Origin of the sequence: Litoreibacter sp. (genome assembly GCF_039974535.1) — a bacterium.
GTDB lineage: Bacteria > Pseudomonadota > Alphaproteobacteria > Rhodobacterales > Rhodobacteraceae > Litoreibacter.
This window is the reverse complement of sequence record NZ_JBDWIU010000001.1, coordinates 112,455-129,219: the sequence shown is the minus strand read 5'-3', so window position 1 is coordinate 129,219 and position 16,765 is coordinate 112,455. Positions and strand designations below refer to the sequence as shown.

Sequence of the window (16,765 nt, the reverse complement as noted above, 5' to 3'; positions counted from 1 at the left end):
CATTATGTCTGACATCATGATCCTTAGCGGCGCACGCACCGCCATTGGCACCTTTGGCGGCGCTTTGGCTGCAACACCGCCAATTGACCTTGGCGCGACCGTCGCATCGGCGGCGATGCAGCGCGCTGGTGTTGACCCGTCCCAGATTGGGCATGTCGCCTTTGGCCACGTCATCAATACTGAACCCCGCGACATGTATCTATCGCGTGCCGCCGCTATGCAGGCAGGTGTTCCCGGCACCACACCTGCGATGAACGTGAACCGTCTTTGTGGCTCAGGCGTGCAGGCAATCGTATCCGTTGTTCAATCCCTAATGCTGGGCGATGCAGAGTTTGGCCTTGCCGGCGGCGCAGAGAACATGAGCCGGTCCCCCTACATTATGCCCCAGGCCCGATGGGGTCAGAAAATGGGAGACGCCAAGGCCCAAGACATGATGCTCGGTGCGTTGAACTGTCCCTTTGGCACTGGCCACATGGGCGTCACCGCTGAGAATGTCGCAAGCGAGCACAGCATCACCCGCGAAGCCCAAGACGCCTTCGCGTTGGAAAGCCAAACCCGCGCCGCACACGCAATTGAGGCGGGCTACTTCAAGGATCAAATCGTTCCCGTGGAGGTCCGCGTTAAGCGAGACACGGTCGCCTTCGACACGGATGAGCACCCGAAGGCCACGTCCTTGGACGCCCTATCAGGTCTTCGCACCGCCTTCCAAAAAGACGGCACGGTCACCGCTGGCAACGCGTCCGGCATCAACGATGGTGCAGGTGCAATCGTTTTGGCGACACAAGCGGCAGCGCAGGCATCCGGCCTCACTCCGCGAGCCCGCGTCATCGGGTATGCGCATGCAGGTGTTCGTCCCGAAGTCATGGGCATTGGCCCCATCCCGGCCGTTCAGAACCTGCTCAAGCGCACCGGCCTGAAGGCAAGCGACTTCGACGTGATCGAGTCGAACGAAGCCTTCGCAGCACAAGCATTGGCGGTCTCGCAAGAACTGGAGTTGGATCCCGCCAAGGTAAACCCCAACGGTGGCGCCATCGCATTGGGTCACCCTGTTGGGGCAACCGGTGCTATCATCACCGTGAAGGCCTTGCATGAGTTAGAACGGACAGGTGGCTCGAAAGCGCTGATCACCATGTGCATCGGCGGTGGTCAAGGCATTGCATTGGCGATTGAGCGCGTTTGATTACTCAGCGAAAATTGTGGTGCCCGCGGCGCGACCATGGGCATCAATAATTCGCACCTTGAGGTAACCCCGCCCTGATGGAAAGAGCCGCGCCTGACGGTCCCAACTGTTGGTCAAAACGGGCGTGCCGTCTTGCATCCAAGTGAATGGTGCCACGCCATCTCTAATCTGCACGGTCACAGCACCGCCGCGTCGTGACACCCGAGCCCCATCCGGCGGGAACGCCACCTTGGGATGGTCTTGCGCCACGCCACGTTGCTCCGCACGGCTGGTGAACCTGCGCAGAGGTTGTGGCAATTGCGCATTCCCCACGAGCAATGCATCACGCGGGGGCGATGGCAAAGGTTCGGTTTGGGGTTTCACGCGGTCAAACGCTTGGAACATCAACGGCGCTGCCAGTCCCCCGCCGAATGCACCAGGAACAGGCGTTCCATCAGCGCGCCCCATCCACACCCCCACAACATGCCGACCGTCATACCCAACCGCCCAAGCGTCGCGATGGCCGTAGGAGGTTCCCGTTTTAAACGCGATGTCCTTGCCCGCAGAGACGTTGGGACGTGGTGTGCCTTTCAAAATGTCGCCCAAATACCAACCTGCCCGTTCACTAAGGACGGTAGGTAATGGCGCGCTCGCCGCTGGTATCGCCGACAGCGTCTTGGGGGCAGTTGGTTGCGCAATGGCGGCATATAGCTGAACCAGTTCTGTCAGAGTTACTCCGACCCCGCCCAAGGCGATCGCCAACCCCGCACGATCTCCTGCGAGTTGGGGTGCCAGCCCAGCTTGTCGCAGCTTCGACATCAAGTTCGCGGGACCCAACCTGTCCAACACACTTACCACAGGCAAGTTAAGCGAGGCTTGCAGCGCTTCTCGCACTCTGAGGTCACCTCGGAACTGCCCGTCGAAGTTTAACGGTGCGTAGGAGCCGAACTGAAGTGGTCGGTCAGATATCACAGTTTCGGGGTGAATTAGACCCTGATCAAAACCCAGTCCATAGATGAGTGGCTTTAACGTAGAACCTGGGGAGCGGCGGGCTTGGGTCATATCGATAAACCCACCCCTGCGATCATTCGCATATCTGGCCGAGCCAACTGACGCGAGGATTTCGCCTGTTTCATGGTCCGCCACCACGAAGGCAACCGAGAGACGTTGCCCTTGATCTGCAACCGCTGCCCGCGCCAAGGTTTCCAACGGCCTTTGCAAGTTCGCGTCCAGCGTTGTGCGAATAAGTTGGCCACCTTCATCCCGCAACACGCGATCGCTCAGATGCGGCGCTAGGGCTGCGAAGCCGCGCCGTTTCGCCCGTAGCGTTTGATATGTGATTGCCTCAGCGCCCAAAGCTCCTGCGTCTACCAACCGAGTTAGAACACGGTCGCGGGCTAGCAATGCACGGCCCGGATTCTTATCTGGCCTTCGGGCTTCTGGCGACTGCGGAAGGGCTATCAACAACCCAATTTGGCTGGGCGTCAGGCGGCGCGGCTCCTTTTGGTAATACGCCAAACTGGCTGCACGCAGGCCTTCCAGATTTCCTCCGTAAGGCGCACGGGCGAGGTATAGAGATAAAATCTCATCCTTCGACAGTTGGCGCTCCAACGCGAGGGCCACACGGATTTGCCGCAGTTTTCCCGCCCACGAACCAGTACCGCTTTCTTCCAAAAGACGCGCAACCTGCATTGTTAGAGTCGACCCACCTGATACGATCTGCCCATTCCAAACCGCCTGTGCCGCCGCGCGCAATGCCGCCAGCGGGTCTACACCTGCATGCTGGTAAAACCGCTTGTCCTCGTAACGAACCAAGAGACGTATAAATTCAGGGTCAACACTGGTAATGGATGTCGCCAATCGCCAACGGTCATCTGACGTCTGATAAGATCGAAGTAATACTTCGTGCCGGTCAACGACCTCTACCCCGGTCTCCACCGCGAGAACCGGAAGCTGTGTTTGATCGACCCAATCGTCGAACTGATCACGGCCGATAGCTAATCCCCAAAACACGACAACAGCCGCGCAAAGGGTTCGAGCTAGCCTCATTTACGTGTGACCTGTACACGCCCTTCGTCGGTGTTCGCGCGATAGAATGGGCGATACATATCCTCGACGCTGGCAGCGGGGTGGTGATAATCACCCGCGGCCACCGCCCGCAAAATATAGGCGAGCTGCACATCCTTGGTCCCTAAATGATCCACCGCCGCAAGGAAACGGTCATCACGGAATTCCGTGTTGCGCACATTCGCATCAGTGTTCAGCCAAGGAAGCGCTTTGATATCACCGCTGCGCAGTAGGTTCGGATTATCGATCTCGAAGCCAGCAGGCAGCGGGTCGTTGATCATCAATCGCGCCTCGCCCGTAGCCAATGGAATGACCGTAAGGACCGCAACCATGCGTGTCCCCGATTCAACTCGGGCGACATCAACAGGGTTCCCGTCCAGATCATAGTAGTCGCGGTTGATACGGTACCCGTTACCCCCCGCTGCCACGGGCTCACTGGAAACGCCAAAGGCGGTCAGAGTTACCGTTGTGTCTGTATCAGTGGTGTTAGTGATCTCAACAGGTTCTGACGCGTCTTGATCCAATACCTTCACAAGTGGTCCGTTAATCACGTCCCCATTCAACGACAGCCCTGTGCCAGTTTGATCTATCAACGCGTTCGCAGCGAGTAACGTCCACACGGATTCCTGCGTCGAGCGTCCCACGACCTGCCCAACAGAGGGCGCAATGCGGGCGCTCAGCTCTGAAATATCAACCGCATTAGAGCCTGATTCAGCCGCCAATGTGAGGACACCAGCCGCGTCACGCAAATCAGTGCCATAATCGCTGCGCCATGTTTGTGCGATGTCAGCCTCGACCTTCAACATATCAGACGCACGACGGAACATCGCGTCCGCGCGCGTTGGATCACCGTAGGACGTCAGTGCCGCACCCAACTGCGCCACCGCCAAAGCCGTGCTGAAGTTGTTTGCCTTTGTATCGGCAAAATAACGCAAATCTCCGATAGAGGCCGCACCTTCACGAGCGAGGACTAGCATTGCATAGGCCAGTCCCTCGCCCCCATCCTCGAAATCGGAGGCACTGTTTACTTGATTGCGAAGATTATCTAGCGCCTGACGGAACGCAGTTTCAGGCACCACATGTCCCTGCGCCTTGGCGCGGCTTAGGAAATCCGTCACATAAGAATCCAGCCACAAATCCCCGCGATCCGGTCTCCACAAACCAAACGCCCCATTGGAGGCTTGATTGGTCAGGACCGAAGTGATGGAATCGCTGATCCGCTGGGCGATACCGTCACGATTATCCAACCCCATGGCCCCAGCCACCTGATCCAAGTACAGCAGCGGCAACGCCTTTGAGGTCACCTGCTCGGTGCAACCGTAGGGGTAATTGTCCAGTGCGTTGAGAAGGCCCGGCACATCGAACTGCGCCAAGGGCCCAGCAGCCAACGTCACGGACGCCGACCCAGCAATGAAACCCGCAAAAGCGTTTTCATCCAAGGTGAATGTTCCACCTGATGCCAAGTTGAACTGGCTTCGACGCTGTGTGATAGGGTCGTTCCTGCGTAACTCAATCCGGTGCGATTGCACCAATTCGCGTCCATTTGGCAAAGTTAGAGCCACATCAAAACGTGCCTCAGTCGCCTGACCCGCCTTGATCGGCACCTCTATTCTCGTCGTGCCCTTCTCGGTCACCGTGACGGAGGACGGTCGATCACCCGTGATCAACGCACCTGTTGCTGCTATGGATAATGGCATTTCACCAACCGGTCCCTCTGCATGCACAACCTCCAACAAAAGCTGGCTGCTATCCCCCGGCGCCATGAAGCGCGGCAAGGTTGCAGTGACCACGACAGGATCACGCACAAGGATTTCGGCGTTGGCCTCTCCAACTGCGTCCTTAGACCAAACCACAGCCATTAGGCGAACTGACCCATTGAATGCGGGCAAGTCGAATTCAGTCTCGACGATGCCGTCGGGCCCAACACGCAACGGCCCACTGACATAGGCGACGAGATCCTCAGTTGGTGGACGGGACTTGGCGCGCAACTGCACACCAGCATCACCGCCCGAGCGGACCGCGCCCAAAGCGCCAGTGCTACCATCAATCAAACGCCCATAGACATCTCGTATGCCGACGCCAAGTTTACGCTGACCAAAATAGTGGTCCGATGCTTGCGGCGGCGTGAAGCCCGTTAGGTTCAGAATGCCTTGATCTACGGCCGCGATCATTGCGTAGGTTTCACCGTTCATATTCTCGACCCGTAACCGCGCGTTAAGTGGCCCGCGCGGGGTGGCTTCGCCATCCGTCTCAAACACGGCCGTCAGCTTCGCATTTTCTGGGTTCACCCCAGCGTGAGACAGGCCCAATGCCCGCGCGGGATTTTGACCCGCAGCCACATCCATCGGCCGAATGACCGAAGCCGAAACATAAGCCCCGCTACCCCAATCGTCTGTAACCGGAAGGGAGATCAAGTTTTCCCCTTCAGAGACATCCACCGCCTTCATATCAATCAACCGATTGGACATCACCGTGACCAGCGCTTTGCCTGCGAACCGGGACACGATACGCAGATTTGCAATGTCGCCGCTGGTGTACATCTCTTTGTCCAAAGACGCCTCTAGGAGATCCGGCGTTTGCGTGGCGGTCGCGCTGGCGTACCAACCTGCGTTAAAACTCATGGATGTCGCGACATAAGGGCCGTCGGTACGCTCTACCTTGATCTCATACTCGCCCCACTCAACCGGCGCGGTAATCTTCAAAGGCGCATCCGCCGTTACCATGACATCTCCGGAGGCCACGCGGCTGCGTGTCGTGATTGGGTCCCAGTTCCAATTTCCGTATCTGGAGTACCATTGATATTCGGTCCTTATGCGGTTCACAGTCCAGCGCACTTGCATGGGCTGCGGTTTAAGGTCTGGCCCCAAGGCGATCACAGAAAATTCCGCCTCGCCGTTTTCAGGGATCACCCCGTCAAAGGCAGGTTTCACCCCGATCAATGGTTGGTCCAACATCACCGCGCGCGTGATGCGACGCTCAATAGGCCGGTTAGAGCCTTCACGCACACGCGCGACGATTAGCGCCTCAAGTGGTTGCATAACTTCGGCAAGCTCAGGGGCGTTCAAACGCGCAGTAGCATGACCGTTAGCATCCGTGCGAACATCCAAAGCAAAACCACCGCGCAACGGGCGGAAGGGCGCATCATATCGACCGAAACGATAATCGGGAAAGCCATCTAGATCAGAAGATGCGCGAAGTGTGATCCCGCCCTCGACCGCTAGGTCGGCCCCTGGTGCCCCAAATAGGTACCTAGCTTCCACATCCAGCTCCGGTGCCTTGCCGGCTAGAGAAATAGGCCCATCCGGTAATGATAGGATCGCGTCAATGCGCTCTGGCAGGAAATCTTCCACCAACAATTTCTGCGTGGACAAGGCAGGCGCGTCAGGGTCGGCGAAAACCGACAATGTCCATGTTCCGCGCTGGACGTCGTCGCCCAGCGGCATGGCGAACATTCGACCACCGGCGCCTGCGTCACGCTCGGAGATGCGGGAATATTCAACTCCGTCAGGGCGGGTAAGCACTGCCGTAAGTGACAGGTCATCGATTGCCTTTGCCTTACCATCACGCGCCAAAGCCAAGGCGTTGATTACCTCCCCCGCACGGTAGGCGCCACGTTCTGTTGTGACAAACAAGTCCACGGGTTTGGCTGGCGGACGGCCCTCTACCCCGCGATCAGATAGATCAAACTCGGGATCACGCAAGGACAGGAATGCAAAGTCATCGCCCTGACTAACCGTGAGCAAGCCAGGTGCGCCCGCACCCACTCCTTGGGTCAAACCGGGATCAAATCGGGCATAGCCTTGATCGTTAGTCTTGACCGTGTCCAGCACCTCATTCGCGCGCGAAACAAGCGATACCGATACCTCGCCTCGCACGGATGCATCCGATAGGCCCCGCACAAAGACATGCAGGCCATCGACGCCCTCCATGCTGGTCACGCCCAGATCGCTAATCACGAACCACTGCGTTGCTGGCGAGGATCGGTCTGAGGAATCAGAAACACTGGCCTGTAGCGCGTAAACGCCGGGTGACATTTCGCCCACGATTTCAGACATGGGAAGGCGCGTGGTAACATCGCGGTTCAGCTCGGATTGAACCTCGCCCGTCCCTTTCCAAAGCTCCACCCCGACGGATCGGCGAAACTCTTGCTCACCATAAAAGCTAAGCGGTTTTGCGAAGAAATCGCTTTGCATTGTGCGCAGGATGTTCCTATCGGACACCTTATAAAGCGTCAAATCTAGCTTGTCCGTATTCACCGCCACAACGGGCAAGGCCGCATCACCTGCACTTGGAAGTATGTAGGAGCGTCCGGGGAAACGTACAGAAGGCGTGCGGTCGCGGACGTATTGTACGATCTCAATCGGCTTTTGGAGCTGTTCACCCGATGCGGCTGGCAAGCCCTGACGAAGCGTGAATTGATACCGCTCCCCGTGGTTTAAACCCCCGATGCACAACTGGCGGTCCTGCGCCTCTATGCTAACACCTTCGATCTGCGATTGAACGAAAGGGCTATAATCTACAGTTTTTGACAGCGGCTCTGTGAAGGAAAGGCAAATGCGCGGCTCGGTCGAATTATTCTCGACTTCGGTGTCGGCCATATTGAACCCAAACAGCCCGACAACGCGGTCCAACGCTTTCGCCGTGTCATCGCGATGTTGCAAAGTTTGGGCCAGCCGAAGCGGAGCAATCGTTTCCCGCCCCCTGTTGTTCTTCTCAAACGCATCGGACATCAAGGTCAAAGCATTCACTGACATCGCGGCATTGGGCGCACGAAGGTACGCGTTGACTGAGGCCGTCAGATAAAACCGGTTAAATTCACGCCGTTTACTATTGTTCGCCTTCGCGGCAGCGGCGGCATCACGAGCGAATTGTGCCCATAGATCTGAGCGATCCTCTACCGTTAACCCCGCCCCAAGAAACCGCATCGCAACATCTGGCTTGCCTTCCCCACGAGACCGATCCGCCGCCTCTACGAACTGCTGGGCAGAAAACGAGTTAGCCGAAAAACGACGCGTCATAGTGGACGCTTGCCGATACGCCGCTTCAAGGTCACGTTCAGACAGGAAATCTGCTTGAGCACGCTGCGCGTTGGCGAGGTTCAATTCAGCATCTGTAGCGTCTGTCACCTCTACAGATAACGCGCCTACAAATGGCTCGCTTTGGCTGATGTCGGATTTAGGAAAACAGGCCTTGGATTTGGTGTTGAAAGTGAACGCTTTGCAGGTTTCATTCGCAAGGCAAGCCCGCGAGCAGGCATCGAATGTCGTGTCAAAAATATTGGCCAGATCGCTTCCGTAAAAATCCACGTCTTTGGACAGACTCATCCGGCGCTCTGGGATCAGCTCTTGCGAAAATGCCGCTGTCGCCAGAGATAGAAAAACCATGCTTGCAGATAAAACGCGCAACTTCATATCAACCTCATACTAAAATTACCTAAAGGGTCGCACGGCTTCCATGAGTCTGGCAAGTGGATCGCGTTAAGCGTGTTTTCATTTCCTTGAGCCAAGTTTGCTGAACCTACGACAAGTCGATTCGAGGACGATGGAACACGCCTTAAACAAACAAGATTTGATGCAAGAACGCCGCGCCAGATTGACCGCGGAGCGATTGCTGGAACAAAAACAAGCCGAATTAACCGCGGCGAACCGGAAGCTTTCTGCGCATGCGTTAAACCTGTCTGGGCAGATCGTTGATCAACGCCGCGTGGTGGAGGAACTAGAGGGTCAAAACACGCGAGTGGTCAAAGACCTTGCTGCCGCCAACCACAAGGTTGTCGCTGTTGAGCGGCTGTTGTGGGACGCGATTGATATCATTCACGATGGGTTCGCGTTGTTCGATATGAACCTGAACCTGATCGCAGCTAATCCACCGTATTTGGCCGCATTCGAGGGCGCCGGCGATGTCGGGCCAGGCACTTCATACTCGGAGATCATTGATCTTTGCATCGACGAAGGCATCGTAGACATTCGTGGCCAAGACACCGACGAATGGCACTCTATGATGATGAATCGTTGGGCGGGAAATCAGATCGAGCCAGTCACGCTAAGGTTTTGGAACGGGATGTATGTGAAAATGATGGACAGACGTACCTCCGATGGTGGCGTCGTCTCCATGGTTCTGAACATCACCGAGAATATCTTACGCGAAGGCGAGCTGCGCGACGCTCGCGACAAAGCACAAGCTGCGGATCGCGCAAAATCCGCCTTCCTTGCCAAGATGAGTCACGAACTACGCACCCCGATGAATGGTGTCGTGGGCATGGCCGAGCTACTCATTGATAGTGGGCTGGACGAGGAAAGCACCCTATATGCACAGACCATTCATAACTCGGGCGAAGCCTTGCTTGAGATCATTAATGACGTTTTGGACTTCTCGAAAATCGAGGCCGAGAAACTTCTACTCAAACCCCAACCCTTCGATCTGGAACGTCTGATCCACGATATTGCTCGAATAGTTGATCCAACGGTTCAGCAAAAAGGATTAGATCTTCAAATTGACTACGACCAACACCTACCCATTGAATTTGTGGGCGACGCAGGGCGTATTCGTCAGATATTGACCAATCTCGTGGGGAATGCGGTGAAATTTACCGATGAAGGCCACGTCATGGTTCGCGTTGTTGGCATTGTCGACGATGAGAATGATTGCTGCGACCTGCACTTCTCGATTGAGGATAGCGGGCTTGGCTTGGACCCTACAATGGCCGATCACATTTTCGGAGAGTTCAATCAAATCGAGGACGAAGCTAATCGCAAATATGAAGGCACTGGTTTGGGATTGGCCATTAGCCGAAAGCTCGTTGAAAAGATGGGCGGTCAAATTTGGGTTAGCAGTGTCAAAGGTGAGGGGGCTTGTTTTGGCTTTAAAATTTCGCTCCCGCTGGTCGCTCCGAACGCTTCCGTTGCCGCCGCACTTCCCGATCACATAAAGACCGCTTTGGTCGTTGAGCCAAATGCAATGGAATTGGATATTTTGACGCGCCAGATGGAGTTGCTAGGCCTCCAATTTTCTGCGTTCCCAGACCTTAGTGCCGCTCCAGGAAATTTGACTCCAGATATCATTTTCATCGGTCACGAACATGAAACGGGCGATAACGATGTCGCAATAGGAAATGCTATCGCCAATTTCCCCGATACCCCTGTTGTCGCAATGGTTACCCAAGTCGACACCGCTGAAGAGCTCGCCGACGTCTATATGCTTCGCAAACCCTTCCGTCGCGAGGATCTACTTCAAGCAATTGGTGGTGCCAGTGTAAGCGTGGGAGCCCCACAAGCCATTCGAAACCTGCGCGTTCTTGCCGCCGAGGATAACAAAACCAACCAGCTTGTTTTTCGCAAGATGCTAAAAGAAATCACTCTTGATCTAACGGTCGCCAACAATGGCGTAGAGGCCGTTAACGCCTTTCGACAGGAAAACTTTGATTTGATCTTCATGGATATCTCCATGCCAGAAATGGACGGCATGGAAGCAAGCCGCGCAATCCGTCAAATTGAAAGTGAACGGGGAACCAACCCCATCCCCATCATCGCCATGACTGCCCATGCCATGGACGGTGATGAGGAACGGATCAAAGATGCTGGATTAAGCCACTACCTAACGAAGCCCCTGAAGAAAGCCAAAATTCATGACGTTATAAAAGAGCTGTCCCCACGGAATACTCAACCTTTTCAGAGCTGAAGAAACTCCGGGCTCAGACGCATATGGCCAGTATTCAACCCATTCCAATTCAGGACTGGACCATACATCCGCTTCTTGGCCATCGGGTGATCCGCGTCCAAAACTCCGTACCTTACCAGCAAACCAGCGATCGCTGCTTCAGCCGCGCGTGTCCCTCCATCAGAAATCTTTAGCGCCATACCAAGACCTTGTTCTGGCAAGATGGCGACGAACACGCCTTCCGCGCCAGTTTTTACTGCGACCTTTCCATCCATTGCGCGCATCAACTCGGTACAGGCGCGACCTTCGCCCGCCACCAAATCAGGATGTGCGCGCATAGCATCAACCAGCTGCCTTGCCGCTTTTGCCCGCACACCGGAACCTGAAGGTTTTGCCATTCGCCCCATCGCCCGCGCCAACCCAGTAACCGAGGTTGAAAAGTTAGGTGCTGAGCAACCATCGATGCCCCAATAATCAGATGTTTCGCCGGTCATCTCCTCAAACGTGGCGCGTATCGCGACTTGGATGGGGTGATCAATTTCACCGTACTCAGACCCGAAGCCCAAGTGTTTATTCAAAGTAAGGAAGCCTGCGTGCTTGCCAGAACAGTTGTTGTGGATTTGACATGGCTGCTTTCCCCCGCGGACGAGCGCTTCATGCGCATCTTTATCCGAAGGTTTTTGCGGGCCACAGCGAAAATCAGCTACAGAAAGACCCATATCATTCAACCAAACCTGAACGCGGTCCGTGTGAATAGCGGCCCCTTGGTGAGATGCACAAGATAATGCCAGTTGCTCAGGCGTCAGCCCGAAAGCCTGCGCCGCGCCACTTTCGATCAATGGTAGGGCCTGCAACATCTTGCACGAAGAGCGTGGGTAGATCACCTTTTCGGCATCTCCCCATGATTCAACCACCTGACCCGCTGCATCACAGACCACAGCGTGGCCCAGATGTTGTGATTCAAGCAAATTACCACGCCAGATTTCGAGCATTGGGACCGGTTGTGTCATAGACGCCTCCTTCAAAAGCGAAAATCCGCCAATTGGGCTTCCCCAACACATGCATTCTAGGCTATCGTTTGGCAATCGAGATAATAATAGTGCGTCGACATAAGTGAATCCGCTAAGGATCGTTCGACACACAAGAGGCAGAAAAACAGCTGGAGCTGTGAGATACATGAAAAAGATGCTGCAGAGCATGGCCCTAAGTGCGGCCCTAGTTATGGCCACAGGCCCCCTTTCCGCTCAGGAACAATCCACCAATCGCGTCGCGTCCAAAACGGACTGGAGCGTTTTTGTTGAAGACAACCCTACCCAGTGTTGGATCGTTTCCAGCCCTAAGGAAGTTGTGAACACCAAAGGTGGACGCGTTGTTGCGGTGACCCGCGGCGACACATTGATGTTTGTCAGCTACTGGCCTGGTGCTGGGAAGCTTGGTGAAGTGTCCTTCACAGGCGGCTACCCCTACCCCGACGGAGCAACCGTTAGCCTGCAAATCGGCGATACCGCTTACGAGCTGTTCACCAGCGGTGAAACCGCATGGGCACCAACACCAGCCGATGACAACAAAATCATCTCTGCGATGAAACGTGGTGCTGACGCTGTGATCACCGGCGTGTCGAGACGTGGCACAACGACCAAGGATTCGTTCTCCTTGCGTGGATTTACCGCTGCTCTTGAGGACGCCTCGAAGCGCTGCGGCGGATAACTCACTAAAATTTTTCAAGGTTAAGGGGTCGGCTGCCAAGGTCCCTTAACCTGTAACAAGATAAGACCGGAAAAACCGGCCAACAGGCAGCACCCTATGAACGTTATCAACACGACATCCACCCAGATTCCCGCAAAATCCAAAGCTACCGCCGTGCGATTATCGCCCGCAGGGATGAGCGTTGGGACGCCGCTCATGACCAGCTCCGGCGATCGGTATGTCGAGGATTTGAAATCCGGAGACCGCGTTCTAACCAAAGATCTTGGAATGCAGACAATTAAATGCGTGGCCTTTCGCGATGTTGACCTGTTGTCAAACCCTAGTAAATCGCCGATTCACATTCCCGCAGGCATTTTTGGCGGCGACCGCCCCAGCGACGACTTGTATCTGGCACCCACTCAGCGCATCGCCCTACGACACCAAATGTTTGACGTGTTGTTTTCCACACGTGAAGTCTTGGTGTCCGCTAAGGATTTGGTTGGGATGGGGGGCGTTCGGCAAGTAGAAGGTCTACGCGCTGTAACATACGTTTCGCTTGGCTTTGTTCAAAGCCATCTACTTTATTGCGGGAACCTTGCGATTGACCTTGGCCCTACTGGCCAAAAAAGCACGCGCCCATCATTAAGCGCGGAGGAAGCACGGCTTGCCTGCAACCTTGTTCGCCCACAACAACCGAAAGTGGAACACAGCGCTGGTTTCCCTTTGCACTAGTTTGGTGTATTCCGCTGTCTTCCTGCTCCAAGTGAGGCCGCCATGTCATCTACTGCACCAATTACGCAAGATCTAATCACGATCCCACGCAAGTTGCCCGAGGGTGACCGCGTCAATTTGATTGGCCTCTCGCGCGTCGGATTGCGTGACGCATTGATTGCCGCCGGCACGCCGGAGAAGCAAGCAAAGATGAGAACTGGCCAGGTGTGGCAGTGGCTCTACCAAAAAGGTGTGCGCGACTTTGACAGCATGACAAACCTCGCCAAAGACTACCGTTGTTTGTTGGCTGAGAAGTTTGAAATAACCCTGCCCGAGGTAGTAACGCGTCAGGTCAGCACCGACGGCACCCGAAAATATTTGGTGCGCATTGCCGGTGGTCATGAGGTTGAGGTCGTCTACATTCCCGAAGAGGACCGCGGCACCTTGTGTATCTCGAGCCAAGTCGGGTGCACGTTGACCTGCTCATTTTGCCATACAGGAACACAGAAACTGGTGCGCAACCTGACTGCTGGCGAAATTATCGGCCAAGTTATGCTCGCCCGCGATGATCTAGGTGAATGGCCGGAGCCAGGGCATAACCCCAATGACGAGGCGCGGCGCAAACTGTCCAACATTGTACTGATGGGCATGGGAGAGCCGTTGTACAACTTTGACAACGTACGTGACGCAATGAAAATCGCGATGGACCCAGAGGGCATCAGCCTTTCACGTCGCCGTATTACTTTGTCCACCTCCGGCGTAGTGCCTGAAATCGCGAAAACTGCAAACGAAATTGGCTGCCTTCTGGCGGTGTCCTTCCACGCGACGACAGACGAAGTTCGCGATACTTTGGTTCCGATCAACAAGAAATGGAATATTGAGGAGTTGTTGAGCGCCCTTCGCGCCTACCCCAAAGCGTCCAACAGCGAACGCATTACCTTTGAATATGTCATGTTGAAGGGCGTGAACGATTCTGATGAAGACGCGTATCGCTTGGTAGAACTGATCAAAGGCATTCCGGCCAAGATCAACCTAATCCCGTTCAACGAATGGCCCGGTGCGCCGTATGAGCGGTCTTCAAACAACCGAATTCGGGCCTTCTCGGAAATTGTCTATCAGGCGGGTTACGCATCGCCTGTTCGTAAGCCACGCGGTGAAGACATCATGGCGGCCTGTGGTCAGCTAAAATCGGCAACGGAACGGGCGCGCAAGTCCCGCAAGCAGATTGAGGCTGACGCTGGTCTTTCCGGCGATTGAAACAACCACCTAAACATAAAAAAGGCGCCTGATTTCTCAGACGCCTTTTTAAATTCGTTGGTTCAGCTAGCGCTTAGGAAGCGGCTGCAGCTGCGATAACCAGAATCAGCAGTGGGATGATGATGCCACCAGCCGAAGAAGAAGTTTCTGCCGCAATGATTGGCTCTTCGATGATCGGGTCAGACAGACTACCAGCGAAAGCAGAAGAAGCGGCTGCAGTGAAAACTGCTGCAAGTACGATTTTTTTCATCTCTATATCCTTCCAAGATACGTCCGCTGGACCCAGACTATCCGGTCCATCCACGGACACCCAAGACAGTATCTCGTGATCCCGTATAACCAGCAATCCTTGGGCGTTTCAATGGGGCCGTCAGCTAAGCGGATTCCAACAGGTCAAAATGTCGTCAAATTAGCAACACCTGCGTGCCCAGCTTAGCCTTTGAGAAGACCTCGGCAATGTGCTCATTGTACAGACCGATGCATCCATTTGAAGATTTCCGACCAATCTTGCGCGTATCATGCGTACCGTGGATTCGGTAATACGTCCACGTCAGATAAAGCGCATGAGTACCAAGCGGGTTTTCTGGGCCAGCTGGTACAAACGGAGGCCACTCTGGGTTCCGCTTTTTCATCGCCGGTGTCGGGCTCCAAGTCGGGCCATCAACTTTGCGAATGATGCTCGTGCGCCCGCGACGCGTCAGATCTTCTGACTGAGGTACCGACGACGGATACAGCGCGTATGAGCCATCTTCAGTCCACATATGCAGCGCGCGGCTATCAATATCGACGAGAATCGCACCTTTATTCAGGTTGTTAAAGTAGGGCTGCCATTCAAGTGAACGGAAGCTGGAAACGTTGCGCTGAACAACTTCATCCAAATCGCGTGCTACGTCTGCGCCGCCAGCTGTTTGCGCCAATGCGGGCGCCGCCAAGCTCGATGCTGCCGCGCTGGCTGTCAGCAAGAAATTGCGACGGCTAAGGCTAGTAAATTTTGAATCAGTCACAGAAATGCCCTCCTTGAGAAATTCATCCCCTATGTAATATGGCGAGAATGCCGCAATCACAAATCAAACAATGAAGTGATCGGCCATTTTCCACCACTGTGTTTGAACAGACCCACGGTTCAGTCTATGGATTGTCAAAATTCTAAGGAACAATTGGTATGACCAGACTGCTTCTCATCCTAACCTCAACGTTTCTTGCGTTGGCTGCCTGTACTCCAGTCGGACCGACGACAGGCGCTGACGGCCAACCCGTGCAACGCGTTTACAGGATCAAAGCCAAAGACACCGCAAACATTCAGTTCCGCGTTTTGGACTCTGTGAACGCACTTCGGGTTGCTGCAGGAACAGGACCGCTGGAACTGGACAGCCAATTGACCGCAGCCGCCGCAACCCACGCACGCGATATGTCGGTGCAAAACCGTCCTTGGCACTTTGGTTCCGACGGCTCCTCACCTCTCGATCGTGTCTCGCGCAGTGGTTATCTGGGCGAGCTAATCGGTGAGAACATCTCTGAGACGTATGAAAACGAGTCGGAGACCATTGCAGCTTGGATGGATACCCCATCAACCCGTGAGGTAATTTTATCCCCTCGCGCAAAGAAGCTGGGCGTTTCTTGGTTCCAAGAACCGAACGGCAAAATCTGGTGGACGATGGTAACAGGCAGTTAACGCTGCCTATTTACGGGAAGATGTCGATGACAGTCCCGTTTTTCACCATTGCATAGAGCAGACGCATTTCGCGGTTCGTGACAGCAATACAGCCTGCGGTCCAATCTGGACCGCGTGGACCTACAAGGTTCGGTTGACCATGAATGAAAATGTCACCACCCGGTGACAATCCCTTTTCTCGCGCAAAGGCCCGATCCGCAGCGTTCGGATAAGAAATACCAAGCGACAAATAGAAAGAACTGTTCGGATTGCGGCGGTCAATCGTGTAACGACCCTCTGGGGTGCGACCATCGCCTTCAAACTGCTTATGACCACGAGCACCAAAACCTAGATCAACATCATAAGTCTTCAGAACACGCGAACCACTATAGACCTTCATGGTTCTGTCGCCCTTGAAGACCTCTAATTTAGTGACCTGAGGTCCATTGTATGTCGTGAACTTCGACGAACATGCCGTCAATATCAACAAAGAAGCCAACAGCAGGCCACGCAAAATTACCGAACGCATTAGGTTACCATCCCTGATTTTTTCGCAGACTATAGCGAAACCCGTGCTT

At 54.9% G+C, this 16,765-nt stretch carries 12 protein-coding genes; 6 read left to right on the top strand and 6 right to left on the bottom strand.

Translation table 11 applies throughout. From position 1 onward, the window contains the following. The first annotated feature begins 4 nt into the window (after positions 1-4). Positions 5-1,180, top strand: coding sequence for an acetyl-CoA C-acyltransferase family protein (locus tag ABJN86_RS00585; protein WP_348362780.1), 1,176 nt, complete (start codon positions 5-7; stop codon positions 1,178-1,180). Here the strand turns inward: ABJN86_RS00585 and pbpC are convergent, their stop codons facing one another. Next, positions 1,181-3,208, bottom strand: a complete 2,028-nt coding sequence (pbpC, locus tag ABJN86_RS00580) for a penicillin-binding protein 1C (protein ID WP_348362781.1) — start codon at positions 3,206-3,208, stop codon at positions 1,181-1,183. After that, positions 3,205-8,637 carry an alpha-2-macroglobulin family protein gene (locus tag ABJN86_RS00575; RefSeq protein WP_348362783.1) on the bottom strand — a complete coding sequence of 1,811 codons (5,433 nt, stop codon included), beginning with the start codon at positions 8,635-8,637 and terminating at the stop codon, positions 3,205-3,207. The genes pbpC and ABJN86_RS00575 overlap by 4 nt, the downstream gene beginning before the upstream one ends. Before the next feature lie 130 nt (positions 8,638-8,767). Here ABJN86_RS00575 and ABJN86_RS00570 point away from each other — a divergent pair, with 130 nt between their 5' ends. Next, positions 8,768-10,903: an ATP-binding protein gene (locus tag ABJN86_RS00570; RefSeq protein ID WP_348362784.1), complete on the top strand. Its 2,136-nt coding sequence runs from the start codon at positions 8,768-8,770 to the stop codon at positions 10,901-10,903. On the opposite strand, the gene ABJN86_RS00565 is transcribed toward ABJN86_RS00570, so the two are convergent. After that, a complete protein-coding gene (locus ABJN86_RS00565; protein WP_348362786.1) occupies positions 10,894-11,892 on the bottom strand; it encodes an asparaginase in 999 nt (332 codons plus the stop codon). The two genes, ABJN86_RS00570 and ABJN86_RS00565, sit on opposite strands and share 10 nt — an antisense overlap. 175 nt (positions 11,893-12,067) lie before the next feature. Here ABJN86_RS00565 and ABJN86_RS00560 point away from each other — a divergent pair, with 175 nt between their 5' ends. The 3 genes from ABJN86_RS00560 (at position 12,068) to rlmN (ending at position 14,536) form a co-directional block, all read left to right on the top strand. After that, positions 12,068-12,589: an invasion associated locus B family protein gene (locus ABJN86_RS00560; protein WP_348362945.1), complete on the top strand. Its 522-nt coding sequence runs from the start codon at positions 12,068-12,070 to the stop codon at positions 12,587-12,589. A 96-nt stretch (positions 12,590-12,685) separates the two neighbouring features. Continuing rightward, positions 12,686-13,300 (top strand): Hint domain-containing protein, encoded by a 615-nt coding sequence (locus tag ABJN86_RS00555; RefSeq protein ID WP_348362788.1) that lies wholly within the window; start codon positions 12,686-12,688, stop codon positions 13,298-13,300. Positions 13,301-13,342: 42 nt separating this feature from the next. After that, positions 13,343-14,536: a 23S rRNA (adenine(2503)-C(2))-methyltransferase RlmN gene (gene rlmN / locus ABJN86_RS00550; RefSeq protein WP_348362789.1), complete on the top strand. Its 1,194-nt coding sequence runs from the start codon at positions 13,343-13,345 to the stop codon at positions 14,534-14,536. A 73-nt stretch (positions 14,537-14,609) separates the two neighbouring features. Here the strand turns inward: rlmN and ABJN86_RS00545 are convergent, their stop codons facing one another. Both ABJN86_RS00545 and ABJN86_RS00540 read right to left on the bottom strand, forming a co-directional pair. Next, the gene (locus ABJN86_RS00545) at positions 14,610-14,786 is read right to left on the bottom strand and encodes a hypothetical protein (RefSeq protein ID WP_348362791.1); all 177 of its coding nucleotides are present in this window, start codon (positions 14,784-14,786) and stop codon (positions 14,610-14,612) included. A gap of 154 nt (positions 14,787-14,940) precedes the next feature. Beyond that, positions 14,941-15,540, bottom strand: coding sequence for a L,D-transpeptidase (locus tag ABJN86_RS00540; RefSeq protein WP_348362793.1), 600 nt, complete (start codon positions 15,538-15,540; stop codon positions 14,941-14,943). 158 nt (positions 15,541-15,698) lie between these two features. On the opposite strand from ABJN86_RS00540, the gene ABJN86_RS00535 reads away from it, so the two are divergent. Continuing rightward, on the top strand, positions 15,699-16,208 hold the full coding sequence (locus tag ABJN86_RS00535; protein WP_348362794.1) for a CAP domain-containing protein: 510 nt from the start codon (positions 15,699-15,701) through the stop codon (positions 16,206-16,208). Positions 16,209-16,218: 10 nt separating this feature from the next. Here the strand turns inward: ABJN86_RS00535 and ABJN86_RS00530 are convergent, their stop codons facing one another. Continuing rightward, the gene (locus ABJN86_RS00530) at positions 16,219-16,716 is read right to left on the bottom strand and encodes a L,D-transpeptidase family protein (RefSeq protein ID WP_348362796.1); all 498 of its coding nucleotides are present in this window, start codon (positions 16,714-16,716) and stop codon (positions 16,219-16,221) included. Positions 16,717-16,765: the final 49 nt, after the last annotated feature.